This is a genomic window from Hahella ganghwensis DSM 17046 (assembly GCF_000376785.1).
GTDB lineage: Bacteria > Pseudomonadota > Gammaproteobacteria > Pseudomonadales > Oleiphilaceae > Hahella > Hahella ganghwensis.
In genome coordinates this window covers 17,532-36,710 of sequence record NZ_AQXX01000101.1, presented here as the reverse complement: position 1 = coordinate 36,710, position 19,179 = coordinate 17,532, and the positions used below count along the sequence as shown (strand labels likewise).

The following is a 19,179-nucleotide window of genomic DNA, read 5'->3' as shown; positions in this document are numbered from 1 at the left end:
AACAGAAACATGATGTGGAAAAGGAGATAGCGATGTTGAACCAATTAAAACAAAGTGCCCTCAAGGTGATTTGTTTTGGCCTGATTTGCTATGGATTAGTTGCGTGTTCGGGCGTTCAGGTCCGACAGGACTATGCTCCGGGGTATGACTTTTCCACAGTGAAGACCTATCAGTGGAATGATTCCGCGGTCGCGGGATTAACCCCCCAACCTGTACCGTTGCAGACCCAGAGAATCAAAGCAGCGGTGACTGGTGAAATGGCCGCCCGTGGTATTACGGAGTCTCCTGATCCAGATATATTGCTGTCTTCTCGTTATCGTATTGAACAGCGTACTGAGTATCGTAGTTATCCTTCTCTTGGATTTTGGCATCGCGATCCATTTGATCATGAAATCGTGGCGCATGATTACGAGGTGGGCATTCTTTCCGTGGAGATGGTGGAGCCTGCCAGTAATCGGGTCATCTGGCAGTCTGAAGCTGTTGAGAGAGTGGACAGCTATATGAGCCCGGAAGAAAAGGATCAGATGGTGAAATTATCCGTTCAGGCAATATTTGAACGTTTTCCTCCCGGCCAGGACAAACAGTAAACCAGAAAACATGAAAAACTATTACTATTGTAAGTTGGTATAGTATTCATTGCCTGCTGCGACAGGCAGAATAGTAAGATGAACAGGAAATGTTGAGGTAGCTGTATCTGGATTAGCCTTCCTGCGTGTCATATGAAACGTCAATAGACCCCAGCAGGAGTTTAATCATGAATATCAAGGTCAGTACTCTTCTGACTGTGTGTCTCCTGGTATTGTCCGGCTGCGCGCGACAGGGATACCAGGATCCGGAACTTGTTGCTTCCAGCGAATGCAGCAACCTATGGAGCGAGTTTCAGCTTCAGGTCATTGATGCGGGTGTGTTTGAAGCGCAGGACTGGCCACTTCCCAAATATCCCTTTCTTCGTGTTGACCGAAACGCAAGTTACCTGTCCCGTCAGGGGCTCTCTTCTCAGCAACAATATCGATGGCTCCTTCAAGCATACGAACGAGGTCGCTTTGCTCGGGAAATTGAAAATGCAAAGCTTGAGCAGCCCATGGAACTGGAGTCTCTTGAGACCTGTCTTCGCCATGTGTTGCCTACATTGATCGATAATCGTGATTTCTGGAATTACGTTCGACAACATCCGCGGCCTGATGCTTACTCGACTGCTCGCAGACGCGTGGGGCTGTACCCTTTGTTTCAGCCCATTGTGAGCTGGAGAGTGAATGTTCTGAATGAACAGGTGTCGTCAACTTTTCAGGAGTATGAGAAAGATGATAGTGCTACCTGGCATCGCTATGTATTTCCACAAAGGCCTGAATGGGACGACATCATTAAACTATTTGATGAAAGTGTTCATCAGGATGAGTTGGGGTTGCCAAAATTCAGTATTCCTGAAGAGAATCAACTTCTCGCCTATTACAGTCCGGTGATAGAGCAGGAATACGGCCACCCGCATGACCGGATAGGGAGGCCTTTCAGGCTGGATGGTCACTGGAGTGTCAATGAACAGCCGGAACTGTTCACCATGGTGACTACGACACGGTGGCAAGGTGAATGGGTACCTCAACTGGTGTATGTCTGGTGGTACGCCAGTCGCCCGAAGAAGCATCCATTTGATATTCTGGGTGGTGAACTGGATGGCCTGATGTGGCGTGTGACTCTGAACTGGAAAGGAGATGTGATTTTTTACGACTCAGTGCACCCATGTGGCTGCTATAACAAATGGTTCCCGGCGCAGGAAGGCATCGTCTTTGAAGGCAGCTCCAATACGGGCGAGGCGTTATCCGTCTTGCCGGTGTTGTCTCCGGGTCCTGAATATCGACCGGTGGTGCGTTTAAATAGTGAGCAGCACTATGTGGTGGGCCTGGAGTTTGAGAAAGCTGGGCAAATAAAACCAGGACAGAGTTACCAATTGTCCTCCTATAATGAATTGCGGCAAAAGCCGCTTGGCGAGGACTATCTATTTGGTCCGGACGGTATTGTTCCCGGCACCGGGCGGCTGGAGCAATTGTTTATCTGGAATATGGGGGTGGTGGCAGCCGGCTCCATGCGACAGTGGGGACATCACGCCACTGCTTTTGCCAGCCGACGCCATTTTGACGATCCCGAACTGTTTGAGCATTATTTTGACTGGCAGCCATCCGTACCTGAAGAATGAGCACAGGTCGTCTGTGGTAGAACAGGAAGGCATTAAAGCCTTCCATTGCATGTGAGTCAGTTCTAAGAGGCGTGGAGCCTATAGGTTTTTTAACTCGCGTTTAAGAATTTTGCCGGTGGCGGTCATGGGAAGTGATTCCCTGATTTCCACAAGTCTTGGGTATTTAAAAGCCGCCATCCGTTCTTTACACCAACTGATCAACTCCTCGTCTGTCAGGTTCGAACCTTCATTGAGAATGACAAAGGCTTTGACCTCTTCACCGTATTGATCATCAGGAATGCCGACAACAGCGGCAAGAGAAATGGCAGGATGTTCCAGAATGGTTTCTTCAAGCTCTCTTGGATAAACGTTATATCCTCCGCGAATGATCATATCTTTGACGCGATCGACGATGAAAATGTAACCCTCTTCATCCATATAACCAATGTCTCCACTGTGGAACCAGCCATTTCGAATAGCCTCAGCGGTCGCATCGGGGCGGTTGAGATAACCTTTCATAACGTTATGACCGCGTATAATAATCTCGCCTTTTTCACCACGCGGTAATTCCTGGTTTTCTGTGTCGACGATTCTGATATCCACACCCCATATCGGCATTCCCACAGACCCTGGCTTACGTGGTTTATCCAGTAGATTAAAGGACGCTACCGGAGACGTTTCCGACAGGCCATAACCTTCCAGAATCGGCACATGGAATTTGGCTTCGAATCCCTTGATGATTTCCAGTGGCAGAGACGATCCCCCGGCTCCACACAGACGCAATGTAGAGCGTATTTGCTCTACCTGATCTTCACTGATATCTACATTATGTAGCAGAGCCCAATACATCGTGGGCACGCCACAGAATACGGTGATCTTTTCCTTCAGCATGGCGTCTACAACCGCCTGTGGTTCGAAGCGTGGGATCAAGACCATTTTGTTGCCGTTATAGAGGCTGCCGCACATCTGTACTGTTTGGCCAAAAGTGTGGAACAGAGGCAGGACAACCAATTGATTATCCTCTGTCTGTGCATGGCTGAGACGGGCAAACTGCACTACATTGAGGAAAATATTGGCGTGTGTCAGTTCCGCGCCCTTGGGTTTTCCGGTGGTCCCGGAAGTGTAGAGAACCACCACAGTGTCATCCGCCTGGGTTGCAACATCCGTGGTTGTTGCAGGATTTTCAAGCAATCCCGAGAAGTGTTCAACAGTGGTGTCTGAGACCAGAGCTGCGCCACTGTCGATCAGCCAGAAATGCTGGCAGTGGGGGGAATTATTGAAGGCTTCCCACCCTCTGGGGCCGAAAGGGAGCTCCTGGCTACCTTCGAAACAGATAAAGCCTTTCGCCTCAGAATCCGCCAGGTGATAGGCAATTTCCTGGGAACTGAGCAATATGTTTAAAGGCACGACGACTGCGCCGGCCTTCACAATGCCGAAGTATGCCAGGGGAAAAAAGTGCAGGTTGGGACAGCTTAATGCAATTCGGTCACCGGGTTGGATACCGGCGGCAATCAAGCCATTGGCGATTTGATTGGTGGTGTCACGAAGCTGGGCAAAAGTCAGGCGAATATCACCGCAGACAACCGCTTCCTTTTCAGGAAGGTTTTTGGCGCTTTCATCAAGTATTGTAGCCAGATTGAGCATCGTTGGACTCCTTTCATTATTATCTTTATACGATATAGCTCAGGGACTGAAGGGGGCTCCATGTATTCACCAGCCCCTGATGCCTATCATGGCTACAAATACTCGTTTTGGTTGGATTTGAAAAGGAAAAATCAAAAAACCACGATTGTTTGGCGGATATCACCTTCCGCTGATTTCCCTTTGTTCGTCTTTCTTATGATCTGCCTCTTAACCTTCTTTTTTTACCTAATTTGGTTAGACTTATACATTGCTAGCTGGCTTTGGCGGCAGTGAGGCGCAGGCGGTAACGCCGCAGCCATTGCCAGCCACCTAATGCAATCGAGTTACCGAGCAGCACCAGAAGCAGACCCAGAAAGCTCATGAGAGTCCACTGATAATCCTCCACCCAGGCTGAAATGGTGAGTGCCACCACCGGGAACATTACAGTGGCGTAGGCGGCCTGATTCGCGCCAAGGCGTGCAACCAGGCTCAGATAGGTGGTAAAGCCGATAATAGAACCGGGGATTGCCAGGTACAGGAGGCTGCCCAGATATACTGGATCGGTGCTGATAGACCAGGTTGTGTCGGTCACCTGGATGCCGATGAATAGGATGATAGCGCCGTAGACCATGGCGTAGGCGTTACTGGTCCATGGTTTGATTCCATGACGGGTGTTGCGGACAGACACCATATTCCCCATCGAAAACAGAAAGGTTCCCAGGGCGGACAGACCGAGTCCGTAGAGGGTTTCAGCATTAAAACCGTTATCGACAATATTGTTCCAGAACAACAGGGTCAGGCCGGTCAATCCAAACAGAGTAGCCACAATAACGGCCGGGGTAATCGAGTGTTTCCATATCAGACGACTGTTGAACGCATTGAACAGTGTCGCCAGAGAGAAAACCACAGATATCAGTCCGCTGACGATAAATATGCTGGCGTTGTAAAAACAGATAAAGTTGAAAGAGAACAGACAAGCTCCCTGCAGCACAAAGAAGAGGTGATCCCGGCTATTCGTGGCCTGTCTTTTTTTCAGCAGCATCAGCAAGGGGAGAAACAGCATACCTGCCAGCGCAAAGCGATAAAAAACCGACAGTAGCACCGGGGTATCTCCAATCTGCAGATGGATGGCCAGCCAGGTCGTCCCCCAGATCAGGACAGTCGTAACATATAAGGCAAGATTCATAACCTGTATACCGCTCCGTAACAGCTAATAATAGTTGATCATGCTATACCGTTATTTATGCACAGTGCGCGCACAATATTGCGGTAAATAGCAGAATCTTGCGCTTTTTTACCTGTCAGGACAGTGCCAGATCTTGTGTAAAGTAATAAATCAACATATTTTGGAGGCATGCGGAAATCCAACTTCACCAACGTCAGAGATACCCTGAATGAATCCAAGGCCGTTCAGCAGGATTTTTGCGTCCTTAACCAGGACCTGTCTCTGGCCCGCTGGAAGAACCAACAGGACCGGGTCAAATATCACCAGGTTGACCATCACACTTTGAGTTTGTACCTTTCCGGTGGACACAATACCCGGCGCCTGGATTTGCCCACAGCCGGCTGTGGCAGTCCCGGCAAGCTCTGTCTGATGCCTGCAACTCAGGATTCTGAATGGGGTGTGGGTGAACCGCAGGAGTTTATACACTTTTATATTTCTGATGCCGCCCTCAAGTTTTTTGCACTGGAATCCTTTGATATTGATTCCCGTCTGGTAAGTTTGCCGGATCTGACATTTGCTGATCATCCGGAGCTGTCCCGCTTGTGCCATTCTGTCATCCAGAGCCCGTGGCATGATGTAAGTGAGCGTTTACAACTTCAGCAGGCTTTCTATGACGTAATGGGATGCCTGATTCAGGAGTTTGTCGGTCGTCGCTCAGTAGCGGGTTACCCCAAAGGAGGATTGAGTCGACGCCAGCTGAAAATCATTGCGGACTATGTGGATGTCCATGCCGGGCAGGAGCTTCCTCTGGAGTGTTTGGCCGAGGCCATCGGATTAAGCCCATTCCATTTTGCCCGCATGTTTAAACAAAGCACCGGCCTGACTCCACACCAATATGTGACCAAGATTCGGGTACGTAAGGCGATGGGGATGCTTCAAGAAGGGTCATCTCAGATTGAAACCGCACTCGCCTGCGGTTTTTCCCACCAGAGTCACTTTGCCGCCCATTTCAAACGCGAGTATGGAGTCACGCCAGCCCGGCTTATGCGCGAGCTATAGTGGGCAATACCCGAGAAAAAACACGATAGATCATGGCCTCTCATCCTTAATTGGCTTATGCTATTTGGCATAGAGGACAACATCGTTATTTTTATTGTCCAGGGAGGTGATAAAATCGCTCAATTGCCCCTATTGAAACAGGCACTCAAAGAAGGTGCTGATGTAAGGTCTTTCACATTAAGTGATTGAAGCAAGGAAAAAATAAGAACTACTTAATTTAAGTATGTGGGCTCATGTAGTTTCTTGTAGAACCTTCAGGGCCATTCCACCGCAAGTTAATGGGTTGGGAAAATGATCAGACCCTGCAAACGATGGTGAAAGACAGCTTGATAGAACTATTGCAACCGGCAAGCAAAACAGGGCTAGCCATTCCACTTTCGTCTTTGGAAACGACGCTGGAGACTGCTCTGGATTACATTCCAGATATGGTCTTTATCAAAGACAGGCACTTTACTATGCGTCTGGTGAACCAGGCATTCTGTGATAAAACCGGTATTCCTCGACAGGAAGTCATCGGTAAGACCGCAGCGGAGCTGTTTGAGCCAGATTTAGCACAAAGCTTTCAAGAAAGCGACGAGGAAATTCTCTCCTCCGGTAAACCTGTGCGTTCTGAGGTTTGGCTGTCCAGACGGAGGAGCCAGAGCAGGTACCTCCTGGACTCCATGAAGATTCCGATATTTGATTCCCATAATGTTTTCCAGGGTGTGTTTGCCGTGTGTCGGGACATCACTCAGCAGAAGCAGCGGGAAATGGAACGCGATTCACTGATCAGTAGCCTGCGCGACACTTTGGAAATGCTACAAAAGCAGAGCGAGGCGCTGAAAACAATCAATGAACAATTGAATGATATGGCGATTACAGATGCCCTGACTCAAGTGGCAAATCGTCGGTTCTTTGAGCGTCAATACGACATCGAATGGCGCCGGTGCAGGAGAGAGAAATCACCATTGGCTATCCTGTTGATCGATGTTGATCAGTTCAAGTTATTCAACGACAACTTCGGCCATACAGCTGGTGATGAATGCTTGCGCCGTGTCGCCAATGTTCTCAGCAAACAGATAGGTCGTCCGGGGGATATTCTGGCACGATTCGGCGGAGAAGAATTTGTCGCAATCTTACCCAACACAAAAGACCACCTGGCTGAGGTCGCCAAACGTTGCCTGGCGGCGGTTCAGAAAGAAAAGATCCCTCATGCCAAATCTGCTTATCATCCGGTTGTGACGATCAGTATCGGCGGCATTGTCGGTTATCCACATCACCTGGAATCGCCTCTGGAGTTGCTCGATCTTGCAGACCAACATCTTTATCTGGCGAAGCAACGAGGGCGCAACACCTACACATTGATGGAAAGCTGAAGCTTCGGTGTTTCCTTTTTTATCCCGTAAGACTCGGAAGATCCTGTTTACAGCTTGCGTGAAGGCAAGGGGATGAATTCCAGGTTATCTCCGGGAATCGCGGGAAATTCGCCGTTTTCCCAGCGTTGTCTGGCATCATTGATTTCGTCCCTGCTGTAGGCGACAAAATTCCAATGGATATAGGGTGTTCTTTCAAACTTCTCCCCACCTAACATGATCAGGCGACTGCAGTTGAGAGCTTCAACCCGTGTTTCATTCCCCAGCAGAATAAAATCTCCGGGAGAGTATGAGTCGCCTGCAATGTTGACTTCACCCTGCTGTACATAGATAGCGGTCTCCATCTCCGGGTCTGGAATTTCAAATATAGATCCCTTGTCAGCAAGAATATCCAAATAGAACATTTTGGAATAGGTTTTGACCGGGGCACTCTGGCCGTAGGCACTGCCTGCAATCAGCCTCATTACAAGGCCTTCGCGAATGATATGGGGAAGGATTTCCTTTTTAATGTGGGTAAAGCTTGGTTCAATCTCGGTCTTGTCTTCCGGCAGAGCGACCCAGCATTGTAGACCGTTAAGCTGGTGGTTGGTGGCACGAACTTCCAGTGTTTCGCGTTCGGAGTGAACAATCCCTTTACCGGCAGTCATCCAGTTTACATCACCTGGAAAAATTTCCTGGACGTTACCCAGGCTGTCCCGGTGCAGAATACTCCCTTCAAACAAGTAGGTGATGGTCGCCAGACCAATGTGGGGATGCGGTCTGACGTTCACTCCATGGCCGGCGGGAAAGTCCGCCGGACCTATGTAGTCCACAAAGATAAACGGCCCCACCATCTTTTTCTCAGTATGTGGCAATATTCGTTGAACCGAGAATTCACCAAGATCAGCTTCTTTGGCTTTTAATCGTGTGGCCATTTTCGCCTCCTTAGAGGTTAGGGCTGGGCACCTCATCTTCTAGAGGTTCCGGCCGTGTGGATTTACGATCGATGAAGTGACGGACCAGATAATAGAATACCGGTGTCAGCAACAGACCGAAAAAAGTGACTCCGATCATACCGGAGAACACCGCGATCCCCATAGCCTGACGCATCTCCGCACCTGCGCCTGTGGATAACACCAGAGGAACCACGCCCATAATAAAGGCCAGAGAGGTCATCAATATCGGGCGTAGCCGGAGGTGACAGGCTTCCTTCACCGCTTCAATCAGGCTCATGCCTTCCTCTTCTTTGTCTTTGGCAAACTCTACGATCAGAATCGCGTTCTTCGTAGCCAAACCGACCAGAACAATGAGCCCTATCTGAGTAAAGATATTGTTATCGCCGCCCCACAGGATAACACCCGTCATGGCTGACATCAGAGTCATCGGTACAATCAGTATGATCGACAGAGGCAATGTCCAGCTTTCATATTGAGCGGCCAGGACCAGGAACACCAGCAGTACCACCAGTGGGAAAATATAGATGGCGGTATTGCCAGCCAGAATCTGTTGATAAGTCAGATCTGTCCACTCGAAGGCGAAGCCATTCCCCAATTCTTCATCCAGAATTTTGGTAATAACCGCTTCAGCCTGACCGGAGCTGTAGCCGGGTGCCGGGCCGCCATTGATATCGGCAGCTGTGTAGCCGTTATAGTGCTGCACCATGTCGGGACCGGCGGTATAACGAATGGTGACAAAGCTGCCCAGGGGAATCATTTCTCCATCAGCATTGCGCACCTTCAGCCGGGTGATCTGGTCTGCTTCCTCCCGGAAGCGGGCTTCGGCCTGAATTTTTACCTGATAGGTCCGGCCGAATTCATTGAAGTCATTAACATACAGGGAACCAAGATAGACCTGCATGGTGGCAAAAGCATCATTTAGTGAAACCCCGTGGGACTTGGCTTTCTCCCGGTCCACATCGACCTCAATCTGAGGGACTTTCACCTGATACCCGGAAAATACCTGAGCCAGTTCCGGGCTTTGCCAGGCCCGCTGCAGCACACGCTGGGTTTGAGCATAAAGGGCTTCATAACCCTGGTTTGCCCGATCTTCTATCTGTAGTTTGAATCCGCCAATGGTTCCCAGGCCCAGCACCGGTGGAGGAGGGAAGATCGCAACGAAGGCTTCCTGTATTCCGAATAACTGTTGATTCAAAGCCCCCGCGATAGCCCCTGCGGATAGTTCCGGGGTGGTACGCTGATCGAATGGCTTCAGTGTGACAAACACGATGCCTGCATTGGGGGCGGCAACGAAGCCATTGATAGACAGCCCGGGGAATGCGACGGCAGATTCTACGCCAGGATGTTCCAGAATAGTGGATGACATTCGGCGGATGACCTCTTCCGTCCGGTCGAGGGTCGCGGCATCCGGCAACTGGGCAAAGGAGATCAGATATTGCTTGTCCTGCTGAGGCACAAAGCCCGTGGGTGTCGTGGTGAATTGATGATAACCCAGGTAGATCAAGCCACCGTAGATCACCAGAATGATCGCGCTGCCCCTTATGACCTTATGCACAGACCAGGTGTAGCCATGGGAAAGCTTGCTGAAAAAGCGGTTAAAGGGACGAAACAGCCAGAATCCGAACAGGCCATCGAGTGCACGGGTCAGCAGGTCCTTCTTCGAATCATGTGGTTTCAGAAGCAGAGCTGACAGTGCGGGGCTCAACGTTAAGGAATTGATCGTTGAAATGATGGTTGATATCGCAATGGTCAGAGCGAACTGTTTATAGAATTGCCCTGTTAGCCCAGAGATGAATGCGGTGGGAATAAACACGGCACTCAATACCAGCGAAGTCGCAATAATCGGTCCGGTAACTTCCCGCATTGCCTGTTTGGTTGCCTCAATAGGCGGCTTGCCCAGTTGGATATTTCGTTCGACGTTCTCCACTACAACGATGGCATCATCCACGACGATTCCGATTGCCAGTACAAGCCCGAATAATGATAAGGCGTTCAGCGAAAAACCGAATAGCTGCATGACTGCAAAGGTACCGATCAATGACACGGGTACTGCGACCAGAGGAATGATCGATGCGCGCCAGGTCTGCAGGAACAGGACCACGACAATGACCACCAACAGAACCGCTTCCAGCAATGTTTTCACTACGGCTTCAATTGAGCCCCGGACGAAGATGGTGGGGTCATAGACGATGTTGTAATCCACTCCTTCAGGGAAGGTGGCTTTCAGTTCTTCCATCTTGGCCCGGATGTTATCGGATATTTCGATGGCGTTGGAGCCGGGGCTCTGGAAGATCGCAATGGCAGCCGCCGGTTTGTTATCCAGTAGTGACCGCATCGCATAGCTGCTGGATCCCAGTTCCACGCGGGCGATATCCTTAAGGCGGGTAACCGCGCCGTCATTGCTGACTCGGATCACGATATTCTCGAATTCCTCCACGCTGTCCAGCCTGCCTTTAACGCTGACCGTCAGTGTAAAGTCACTGGCCGTCGTGGCGGGAGGTGCACCAATAGTCCCTGCAGCTACTTGTCTGTTCTGCTCCTGGATTGCCGAAATGACATCTGTTGTTGTCAGATTGAGAGCGGCGACTTTTTCAGGGTCAAGCCAGATACGGAGTGCGTACTCTCCGGCGCCGAATACCCGAGCCTGACCAACTCCTTCGACCCTGGCCAATTCATCCTTGACGTAAAGTTCTGCATAGTTGGACAGGTAGAGCATGTCGTAGCGATTTTCCGGTGCCAACAGGTGGACCACCATTGACAGGTTGGGTGAGGACTTTTCGGTCACCACTCCCAATCGCTGTACTTCCTCGGGAAGTCGCGGTAATGCGCGGCTGACCCTGTTCTGAACGGATACCTGGGCGTCATCGAGGTTTGTGCCCAGAGCAAAGGTCACTGTAATGCCCAAAGCACCGTCCGAGGTCGACTGCGAGGACATATAGAGCATGTTCTCAACGCCATTGATCGCCTGTTCCAGTGGCGAGGCAACCGTCTCGGCAATGACCTCAGGGCTGGCGCCGGGATAGTTGGCACGAACCACGACAGTTGGTGGTACCACCTCCGGATATTCGGTGATGGGTAGTTGGAACATGGAGATCAGACCGGCGATCAGAATCAGGAATGATAAAACGCTGGCAAAGATCGGCCTTTGGATAAAAAATTGTGAGAAGTTCATAATCCGTTAACTCTCGGTTGCTTCTGCGGTTCCCTGTCCTGCCACTGGAGACTCGGCCAGATGACTATCAGCCCTTAGAGCCTCTAGCACTTCGGGTTCTGCCATTGGCGCCTCCTCTGGTTGTACCTGGCTGCCTGGATACACCCGTTGCAGACCCTTGATCACAATTTTGTCCTCAGGAGCAAGGCCTGAGCGTACCACCCGCAAACCACTCACTTTTGGACCAAGCTGGATGGCTCTGTATTCCAGGGTATTGTCGCCGCCAAGAACCAGGACGAATTTATTGTTGAGGTCGGTTCCAACGGCGCGATCATTGATCAGAATGGCCTGATACTGTTCGCTGCTGACCAGCCTCAACCGGGCGAATAATCCTGGCGTAAAATGATTGTCGGGGTTATCGAATACTGCCCGGACCCGAATTGTGCCGGTTTGCGGATTGACCTGATTGTCTACAAAGTTGAGCGTACCTGTATGAGGGTAACCCTGTTCATTGGTCAGCTGCATCTGGACAGAGCGGTTGGCTTTGCCGTTCTGGCTTCGGAAGCGCAGATATGCCTGCTCATCGATGTCGAAATAAGCGTATACCTTGTCCATGGAAACCAATGAGGTCAATACTGTGTCGCCGTCAGAAACATAGTTTCCTGCGGTCACCTGGGCACGGGAAACCTTGCCGCTAATCGGCGCGGTGACACGGGTGAAACTCAAATTAAGCTGTGCCACATCCAGGGCTGCCTTAATAGATTCGACGTTAGCCTGTGCCTGATCCAGATCCGCACTTCTGGACTCTACCTGTTCAATGGCAATCGCACTTTGCTTACGCAGACTCTGGGCGCGGTTAAGATCGCTGTTCGCCAGTTTGAGTCGGGCTTCAGCGCTTTTCAGGTCTGCCTTCAAACGATTGACCTCAGCCTGATATTGTCGAGCATCAATTTCAAACAGCAGATCCCCCTGCTTCACAATTGAGCCTTCAGTGAACAAAACCTTGTTGATGTAGCCTGAAACTCTGGGTCTTAGTTCCACAGTCTGGGGAGCTTCCAGTCGCCCGGTGTACTCGTCCCATTCACTGATGGGTTCGTGCAGAACCTTGGCTACGGTGACCGGCATCGCAGGCATTTGTCCGCCCTGCTGTTGTGCGGGAGGTACTGATTCGTTACAAGCGGTGAGCAACGATAGAGCCAAGAGGAACAAAGCTCCTTTCAATCCTTTGCTATACATAAAAAACCTATCACTGTGCTTGGATTTGCGGGGGGCTTTAAGGATAAGGCTCTCAGGCTATAGATACCAGTGACAGTTACTATTTTATCTGTCATGGAAGAGCTAGCAGATAGGTCTATGACGGCAGAAATAGGTGGCGCAACCAAGTGGTGTTGATACCGGTGAAAAGCCTGTTGAACAGGTGGTGAGGAGCCGGAATAGCCCCCGGTATAATCTGCTAGGAAAAGGGTGATAGCCCTGCAACTCTGCAGACACCAACGGGAGCTTGTATGGGTACGTCGGCGAGGAGTTGACTGCAGGGCTATCATGACACCACTATCTAGCTTTCATTGACTGCTCCAGTAGGACTGGCCCCCTGTTCAGGGGCGTGAGAACGGCTGACTGCCGAATTTCCCAAAGTGGCAAAAGTCGGGGAGAGATTCCATCCTCCGCCCAGGCTACGGTATATTTCAGCTATTCCCTGGAAAACTTTTAGCTCGGCCTGCGCAACGTCGTCTTCAGCGGACAGTCGTGTCCGTTCTGTATCCAGCACATCCAGCAGATCGATGACGCCCGCTTTGTATCGGGCCTGAGCCAATGCCTGGGCTCGTGCGCTGCTTTTCTCTCTAGCCAGTAGATAACGGAAGCGCTGCTGGTCCTGGTCGTAGGTCACCAGTGCGTTACGGGTTTCCTCTAATGCTGTCAGAACCTGCTGATGGTAGTTGGCCAGCGCGCCTTTGGCACTGGCTTCCGATATCCGTACCCGGGCTTTGAGAGAAGCCAGATCGAGTACCTGCCATTTCAGGGTAGGGGCGATTGACCAGGCTTTGGAGGCCGAGGTGCCCAGATCTGCACCGGAAGCAGAGATAAAGCCCAGAAAGCCACTCACCTCCACCTGAGGAAACAGATCCGAAGTGGCTACACCGATTTCCGCCGTCGCACTTGCCAGTTCCCGTTCTGCTTGTTGGATAGCCGGGCGACGCTGCAGCAGATCTGCGGGATTCCCAATCGGTAATGCCACATTAATGGCAGGAATCTGTTTTGGCGTGGTCAAGCCATCGAGTTGTTGCGGAGTTTGCCCGGTTAATGCCTGTAGACGGTGAATCGCTCTTTGGATCTGCGCACGCAATGGCGGAATACTGGCCTGGTTACCGGCATATTCTGCCTGGGTTCTTGCCACATCAAGTTCAGACCCTACGCCGGTTTCAAATCGTAATTGGGTCAGCTTGAGCACTTCGTGCAGGTTTTCCAGATTAGCTTCAGCCACCTGTACCCGATGTTGAGCAGCTCTGAGCTCTCCATAGGACTTCACGACTGCTGCAACGATTTCCACCTGAACATTGCGTAGCGCTGCTTCCTGGCTTTGGGCATTGGCTTCCGCCGCTTCAATAGAGCGTTGTACACGGCCAAAAAGATCCAGTGTCCAACCCGCATTGAGGCCGGTGTTGAAGTGATCTGACTTTACTCTGCGATCATAATCCGGTGCAGCGGGAGCTTCGGCCGCTTCATAGCCCAAACCCACAGACCCCTTTGGATACAGATCGTCCCGGGTATCGTCAAAGACAGCTCTGGCGGCGGTGACTCTGGCCTGGGCGGCAGCGATGCTGGGGCTTCCGGTCAGTGCTGCCTGGACCAGTTTATCCAGGTCCGGGTCGTTAAACTGCCGCCACCAGTTTACCTCCAGTTGCTGCGTGTCCACCGTTGTTAACAGGGAAGCGTCCATACTCAGGTCACCGGTTGAGGGAGCCTGATAGTCAGGCCCCACGGTGATACATCCAACCAGTGTAGAGGCCAGAGTAAACGTCATTGCTAACTTGATGTTCTTCATACGTCCTGAAGTCTGGGTTGTTTTCAGCGATTTATTTCTAGCCATGTACGACCTCCCCCTGTATGTTTTCCCACGGTGTTTGGGGCGACATACTGCGCTTGGCCAGGAAACGACGCACAAGATAGTAAAATACGGGCGTCAGAAGCAGACCGAACAAAGTGACGCCGATCATACCTGAGAATACTGCGATCCCCATGGCCTGACGCATTTCCGCACCGGCACCGGTGGACACGACCAAAGGCACAACTCCCATAATGAAGGCCAGTGATGTCATCAGGATCGGTCTCAGACGCAATTTACTGGCCTCTATGATGGCTTCCAGTAGAGGCAAACCTTCGTCTTCTTTCTCCTTGGCAAACTCAACAATCAGAATGGCGTTTTTAGTGGCAAGCCCCACCAGAACGATCAGCCCGATCTGGGTAAAGATATTATTGTCCCCTCCTTTGAGAATGACGCCTGTCATCGCTGACAGCAGGGTCATGGGCACAATGAGGATAATGGCCAGCGGCAGCGACCAGCTTTCGTACTGGGCGGCCACGTAGGCAGCGGTATTTCCTGCCAGAATCTGCTGATAAGTCAGGTCTGTCCAGTCAAAGGTCATTCCGTTGGGCAACTCACTTTCCAGTATTTTGGTAATGGCAGCCTCGGCCTGACCGGAACTGTATCCGGGAGCTGGTGCACCATTAATTTCCGCGGTTGGATAACCGTTGTAGTGCATCACCCTGTCGGGTCCTGCGGTATGGCTGACGTCAACAAATGATGCAAGTGGCACCATGTCGCCAAACTGGTTACGCACTTTAAGCTTGTCAATCTGATCGGCATCCTCGCGGAAGTTCTGTTCCGCCTGGACGTTGACCTGATAGGTCCGCCCGAACATGTTGAAGTCGTTAACGTACAGCGAGCCCAGATATACCTGCATGGTGTCAAAAATGTCGTTCAGCGGGATGCCATGGGTTTTCGCTTTTTCCCGATCAACATCCACATCGATCTGTGGCACGTTTACCTGGAAGCTGGAGAAAATGCCGGTTAGTTCAGGCGTTGCCCAGGCTTTTTGAATGACCTTTTGGGTCTGGCTAAACAGTTCTTCGTAGCCGAGACTACCCCGATCCTCTACTTGAAGTTTAAAGCCTCCAATGGTGCCAAGCCCCTGTACAGGTGGTGGTGGGAATATTGCCACAAAGGATTCCTTGATACTGCCGAATTGCTGGTTAAGCTGCCCTGCAATAGCGCCTGCTGACAGACTTGGGTCCCGCCGCTCCTCGAATGGCTTCAGAGTGACAAAAACGATACCGGCATTCGGGCTGTTGGTGAAACCGTTAATAGACAGACCCGGAAACGCAACGGCAGAGTCCACCCCTGGGTGCTCCATAGCGATGCGTGACATCTCGCGAATCACCGCTTCCGTTCTGTCCAGGTTGGCGGCATCCGGTAACTGGGCAAAAGAGACCAGATACTGTTTGTCCTGTCCGGGAACAAAACCGGTAGGAGTGGTGGAAAACTGTTCATAAGTCAGTGCCAGCAATCCTCCATAAACCACAACCACGATCGCACTGCCGCGAATCAAACGTCTCACACCGATGGTATAGGTGTTCGAAAGACCATTGAAAAAGCGGTTGAAAGGTGCGAATAACCAACGTCCGAACAGTTTATCGATGATCCGGGTGAGCAGGTCTTTCTTGCTGCTGTGGCCTTTGAGCAGAACCGCAGCCAGAGCAGGGCTCAGTGTCAACGAGTTAAAGGTCGATATGATCGTTGAAATGGCAATGGTCAGGGCAAACTGTTTGTAGAACTGTCCCGTCAGGCCTGAGATAAATGCAGTCGGAATGAATACGGCGCTCAAAACCAGCGATGTGGCAATGATTGGGCCGGTTACCTCCTTCATGGCCTGCTTGGTGGCTTCAACCGGGGACTTGCCCATCTCGATGTTACGTTCAACGTTTTCCACGACCACGATGGCGTCATCCACCACGATTCCTATGGCCAGTACCAGACCAAACAGGGACAGGGCGTTGAGCGAGAAACCGAATAGATGCATGACAGCAAAGGTGCCCACCAGGGATACCGGAACGGCAACCAGGGGAATGATCGAAGCACGCCATGTCTGAAGGAACAACACCACAACAATCACAACTAGCAATACTGCTTCCAGAAGCGTTTTGACAACGGCCTTGATCGAACCTTTGACGAACACTGTCGGGTCATAAACGATGGAGTAATCGACACCTTCCGGGAAGGTCTTTTTCAGCTCTGCCATGGTGGCTCTGACATTATCGGAGATCTCAATGGCATTGGAGCCCGGACGCTGGAATATGGGAAGAGCCGCCGCCGGTTGATTGTTCAACAGCGAACGCAGGGCGTATGAGTTGGCACCCAACTCGATGCGGGCAATGTCTTCCAGTCGGGTAATTTCACCCTTCTCGCCGACACGGACGATAATATTGGCAAACTCATCTACGGACTGTAGTCGGCCTTTGACGTTGATCAGTAGCTGAAATTCACTGTTACCAGCTGCCGGTGGTGAACCAATCGCACCTGCAGCCGCCTGACGGTTCTGCTCACGAATGGCCCGAATAACATCGGTCGTTGTCAGGTTAAGGCTGGCAACTTTTTCCGGATCAAGCCAAATACGCAGAGAATAGTCTCCCGCACCAAAGACCCTGACATCTCCGACTCCTTCGATCCTGGCCAGCTCATCTTTGACGTTCAGCACGGCATAGTTGGACAGATAGAGCATGTCGTAGCGATTATCCGGTGATGTGATATGCACCACCATGGTTAGGTCAGGTGAAGACTTTTCGGTCACGACACCAAGTCGCTGCACTTCTTCAGGCAGACGCGGCAACGCACGATCCACGCGGTTTTGTACCTGCACCTGGGCTTTGTCCAGATCCGTGCCCAGGGCAAACGTGACGGTGAGACTGAGTCTGCCATCCGAAGTGGATTGAGAGGACATATAAAGCATATCCTCCACTCCGTTAATGGCCTGCTCAAGTGGCGAGGCGACCGTCTGAGCGATAACCTTGGGGTTTGCCCCGGGATAATTCGCACTAACGACAACTGTAGGTGGTACTACTTCTGGGTATTCAGTGATCGGTAGTTCAAATACCGATATGGCACCCGCAATAAAGATCAGTATTGACAGCACTCCGGCTAAAATGGGGCGCTGTATAAAGTATTGTGAAAAGTTCATTCGAAATCTCCAGATATCGACACTTAACCGCGCGGCTTAGTGATATCCGTTTCTGTTTGATCAGCAGGCTGAGAACGCTCAGCGGTTAGAGGCGGATCCAGTCGTTGCAGGCTTGCCTCAATAATTTTTTGCTGGCTGTACAGGTGTTGCAGTGACTCATCAGAGAACATGGAGACGGTTTCCGTCTGAACCTGTGCTCCCGGGCGAACCCGTTGCAATCCGTTTACCACGATTTTCTCATCGCCGTTAAGGCCTGCACGGACGATTCTCATATCGTCTATTTTCGGGCCTAACTGAATGCCCCGGTAGTTCACCCGGTTATCTTCGGTCAACACCAGAACGTACTTGTTATTAAGATCTGTTCCAACGGCACGATCATTGATCAGCACAGCTTCATACTGTGGACTGGCGGCCAGCTTAACCCTCACAAACAGACCCGGGGTGAATTGGTTATCGGTATTATCGAAAACCGCTCGTGCCCGAATAGTGCCGGTCTGGGGGTTGATCTGGTTATCGATGAAATCCACATGTCCCAGGTGAGGATATGAATCTTCATTGGCAAGACGCATGAAAACCGGGGTTTTACTGGTCTCTACGCCGGAATCCGACTGTGCCTGACGCATGCTGCGATATTCCAGATAGGTCTGCTCGTCAGCATCGAAGTAGGCATGTACTTTGTCAGTGGAAACCAGAGAGGTCAGTTCTGACTGACCTGCCTGTACATAGTTGCCCTCTGTGATTACTGCCTGAGAAACCCGGCCAGAGATGGGCGCTTTTACCTTGGTATAGCTGAGATTCAACAGGGCTGATTCCAAAGCGGCAGCCGTTGCTTCCACTTGAGCACCGGCCTGGTCTTTGTCTGCTGCTCGGTTATCCACCTGCTCGATGGAAATGGCATTCTGGCTTTCTAGCGACTGGGCTCTTTCCAGATCATTCGTGGCCAATGCCAGGCGCGATTGTGCTGATTTCAGTTCTGCACGAAGGCGGGAAACTTCTGCTTGATATGGACGGGCGTCAATTTCAAACAACAAATCGCCTTTCTTGACCAAGGCACCCTCTTCAAAAGCCACATGCTCGACATATCCGGAAACTCTTGGGCGAAGGGTGACTGTTTCGGTGGCTTCCAGACGTCCGGTGAACTCATCCCATTCTGTAATGGTCTCGTTGATGACGGGTGCCACATCCACGACCGGTAATGGTGGCTGTGAAGTCTGCTGCGGTTCTGCGGGAACGCTGCAGGCGGATAGCATTAATAATCCTGTCAGACCAATAAACGTATTTCTGGCAAGGGTGAATCTGCCACTGAGTCTCTGGCTGGTATCAGCTTCGACTGTTTTCATTACAAGCTCCTTGGATTGACCGTCATCGTGCCCCGAAATGGGGATGGGAGGAGACGGCATAACTTTAACCACTGGTAAAAAACGAAATGGATAGCTCTATTGTGCTACTGACCTACTGACAACAACCTGTCAGTAGGGCTGTCAGAAACCGGTT

General features: G+C 51.1%; 12 protein-coding genes. 4 read left to right on the top strand and 8 right to left on the bottom strand.

Annotated features, from left to right (window positions below; all coding sequences use genetic code 11):
• The first annotated feature begins 32 nt into the window (after nucleotides 1–32).
• On the top strand, nucleotides 33–587 hold the full coding sequence (locus F566_RS0109775) for a DUF4136 domain-containing protein (RefSeq protein ID WP_020406806.1): 555 nt from the start codon (nucleotides 33–35) through the stop codon (nucleotides 585–587).
• 167 nt (nucleotides 588–754) lie between these two features.
• Complete coding sequence (locus F566_RS0109770) at nucleotides 755–2,188, top strand: hypothetical protein (protein WP_020406805.1); 1,434 nt, start codon at nucleotides 755–757, stop codon at nucleotides 2,186–2,188.
• A gap of 78 nt (nucleotides 2,189–2,266) precedes the next feature.
• On the opposite strand, the gene F566_RS0109765 is transcribed toward F566_RS0109770, so the two are convergent.
• Nucleotides 2,267–3,811 carry a long-chain-fatty-acid--CoA ligase gene (locus tag F566_RS0109765; RefSeq protein WP_020406804.1) on the bottom strand — a complete coding sequence of 515 codons (1,545 nt, stop codon included), beginning with the start codon at nucleotides 3,809–3,811 and terminating at the stop codon, nucleotides 2,267–2,269.
• A gap of 250 nt (nucleotides 3,812–4,061) precedes the next feature.
• A complete protein-coding gene (locus tag F566_RS0109760) occupies nucleotides 4,062–4,976 on the bottom strand; it encodes a DMT family transporter (protein ID WP_020406803.1) in 915 nt (304 codons plus the stop codon).
• Between the two features lie 168 nt (nucleotides 4,977–5,144).
• Between F566_RS0109760 and F566_RS32460 the strand changes: the two genes are divergently transcribed.
• Both F566_RS32460 and F566_RS35365 read left to right on the top strand, forming a co-directional pair.
• Nucleotides 5,145–6,014: a helix-turn-helix transcriptional regulator gene (locus F566_RS32460; protein ID WP_020406802.1), complete on the top strand. Its 870-nt coding sequence runs from the start codon at nucleotides 5,145–5,147 to the stop codon at nucleotides 6,012–6,014.
• Nucleotides 6,015–6,292: 278 nt separating this feature from the next.
• On the top strand, nucleotides 6,293–7,369 hold the full coding sequence (locus tag F566_RS35365) for a sensor domain-containing diguanylate cyclase (protein ID WP_020406801.1): 1,077 nt from the start codon (nucleotides 6,293–6,295) through the stop codon (nucleotides 7,367–7,369).
• A gap of 47 nt (nucleotides 7,370–7,416) precedes the next feature.
• On the opposite strand, the gene F566_RS0109745 is transcribed toward F566_RS35365, so the two are convergent.
• The 6 genes from F566_RS0109745 to F566_RS0109720 form a co-directional block, all read right to left on the bottom strand.
• On the bottom strand, nucleotides 7,417–8,280 hold the full coding sequence (locus F566_RS0109745) for a pirin family protein (RefSeq protein ID WP_020406800.1): 864 nt from the start codon (nucleotides 8,278–8,280) through the stop codon (nucleotides 7,417–7,419).
• Between the two features lie 10 nt (nucleotides 8,281–8,290).
• Nucleotides 8,291–11,473 (bottom strand): efflux RND transporter permease subunit, encoded by a 3,183-nt coding sequence (locus tag F566_RS0109740; RefSeq protein WP_020406799.1) that lies wholly within the window; start codon nucleotides 11,471–11,473, stop codon nucleotides 8,291–8,293.
• Between the two features lie 6 nt (nucleotides 11,474–11,479).
• Nucleotides 11,480–12,652: an efflux RND transporter periplasmic adaptor subunit gene (locus F566_RS32450; RefSeq protein ID WP_245555213.1), complete on the bottom strand. Its 1,173-nt coding sequence runs from the start codon at nucleotides 12,650–12,652 to the stop codon at nucleotides 11,480–11,482.
• Nucleotides 12,653–13,007: 355 nt separating this feature from the next.
• Nucleotides 13,008–14,540: an efflux transporter outer membrane subunit gene (locus F566_RS32445; protein WP_020406797.1), complete on the bottom strand. Its 1,533-nt coding sequence runs from the start codon at nucleotides 14,538–14,540 to the stop codon at nucleotides 13,008–13,010.
• Nucleotides 14,533–17,685, bottom strand: coding sequence for an efflux RND transporter permease subunit (locus F566_RS0109725; protein ID WP_020406796.1), 3,153 nt, complete (start codon nucleotides 17,683–17,685; stop codon nucleotides 14,533–14,535). The genes F566_RS32445 and F566_RS0109725 overlap by 8 nt, the downstream gene beginning before the upstream one ends.
• A 23-nt stretch (nucleotides 17,686–17,708) precedes the next feature.
• Entirely contained in the window at nucleotides 17,709–19,025 is a 1,317-nt protein-coding gene (locus F566_RS0109720) for an efflux RND transporter periplasmic adaptor subunit (protein ID WP_020406795.1), read from the bottom strand.
• Between the last annotated feature and the right edge of the window lie 154 nt (nucleotides 19,026–19,179).

Coding starts and splice junctions, on each gene's coding strand:
- F566_RS35365 (WP_020406801.1), top strand. CDS start 6,293: ATGGGTTGGGAAAATGATCAGACCCTGCAAACGATGGTGAAAGACAGC.
- F566_RS0109760 (WP_020406803.1), bottom strand. CDS start 4,976: ATGAATCTTGCCTTATATGTTACGACTGTCCTGATCTGGGGGACGACC.
- F566_RS0109775 (WP_020406806.1), top strand. CDS start 33: ATGTTGAACCAATTAAAACAAAGTGCCCTCAAGGTGATTTGTTTTGGC.
- F566_RS0109745 (WP_020406800.1), bottom strand. CDS start 8,280: ATGGCCACACGATTAAAAGCCAAAGAAGCTGATCTTGGTGAATTCTCG.
- F566_RS32460 (WP_020406802.1), top strand. CDS start 5,145: ATGCGGAAATCCAACTTCACCAACGTCAGAGATACCCTGAATGAATCC.
- F566_RS0109740 (WP_020406799.1), bottom strand. CDS start 11,473: ATGAACTTCTCACAATTTTTTATCCAAAGGCCGATCTTTGCCAGCGTT.
- F566_RS0109725 (WP_020406796.1), bottom strand. CDS start 17,685: ATGAACTTTTCACAATACTTTATACAGCGCCCCATTTTAGCCGGAGTG.
- F566_RS32445 (WP_020406797.1), bottom strand. CDS start 14,540: ATGGCTAGAAATAAATCGCTGAAAACAACCCAGACTTCAGGACGTATG.
- F566_RS0109765 (WP_020406804.1), bottom strand. CDS start 3,811: ATGCTCAATCTGGCTACAATACTTGATGAAAGCGCCAAAAACCTTCCT.
- F566_RS0109720 (WP_020406795.1), bottom strand. CDS start 19,025: ATGAAAACAGTCGAAGCTGATACCAGCCAGAGACTCAGTGGCAGATTC.
- F566_RS0109770 (WP_020406805.1), top strand. CDS start 755: ATGAATATCAAGGTCAGTACTCTTCTGACTGTGTGTCTCCTGGTATTG.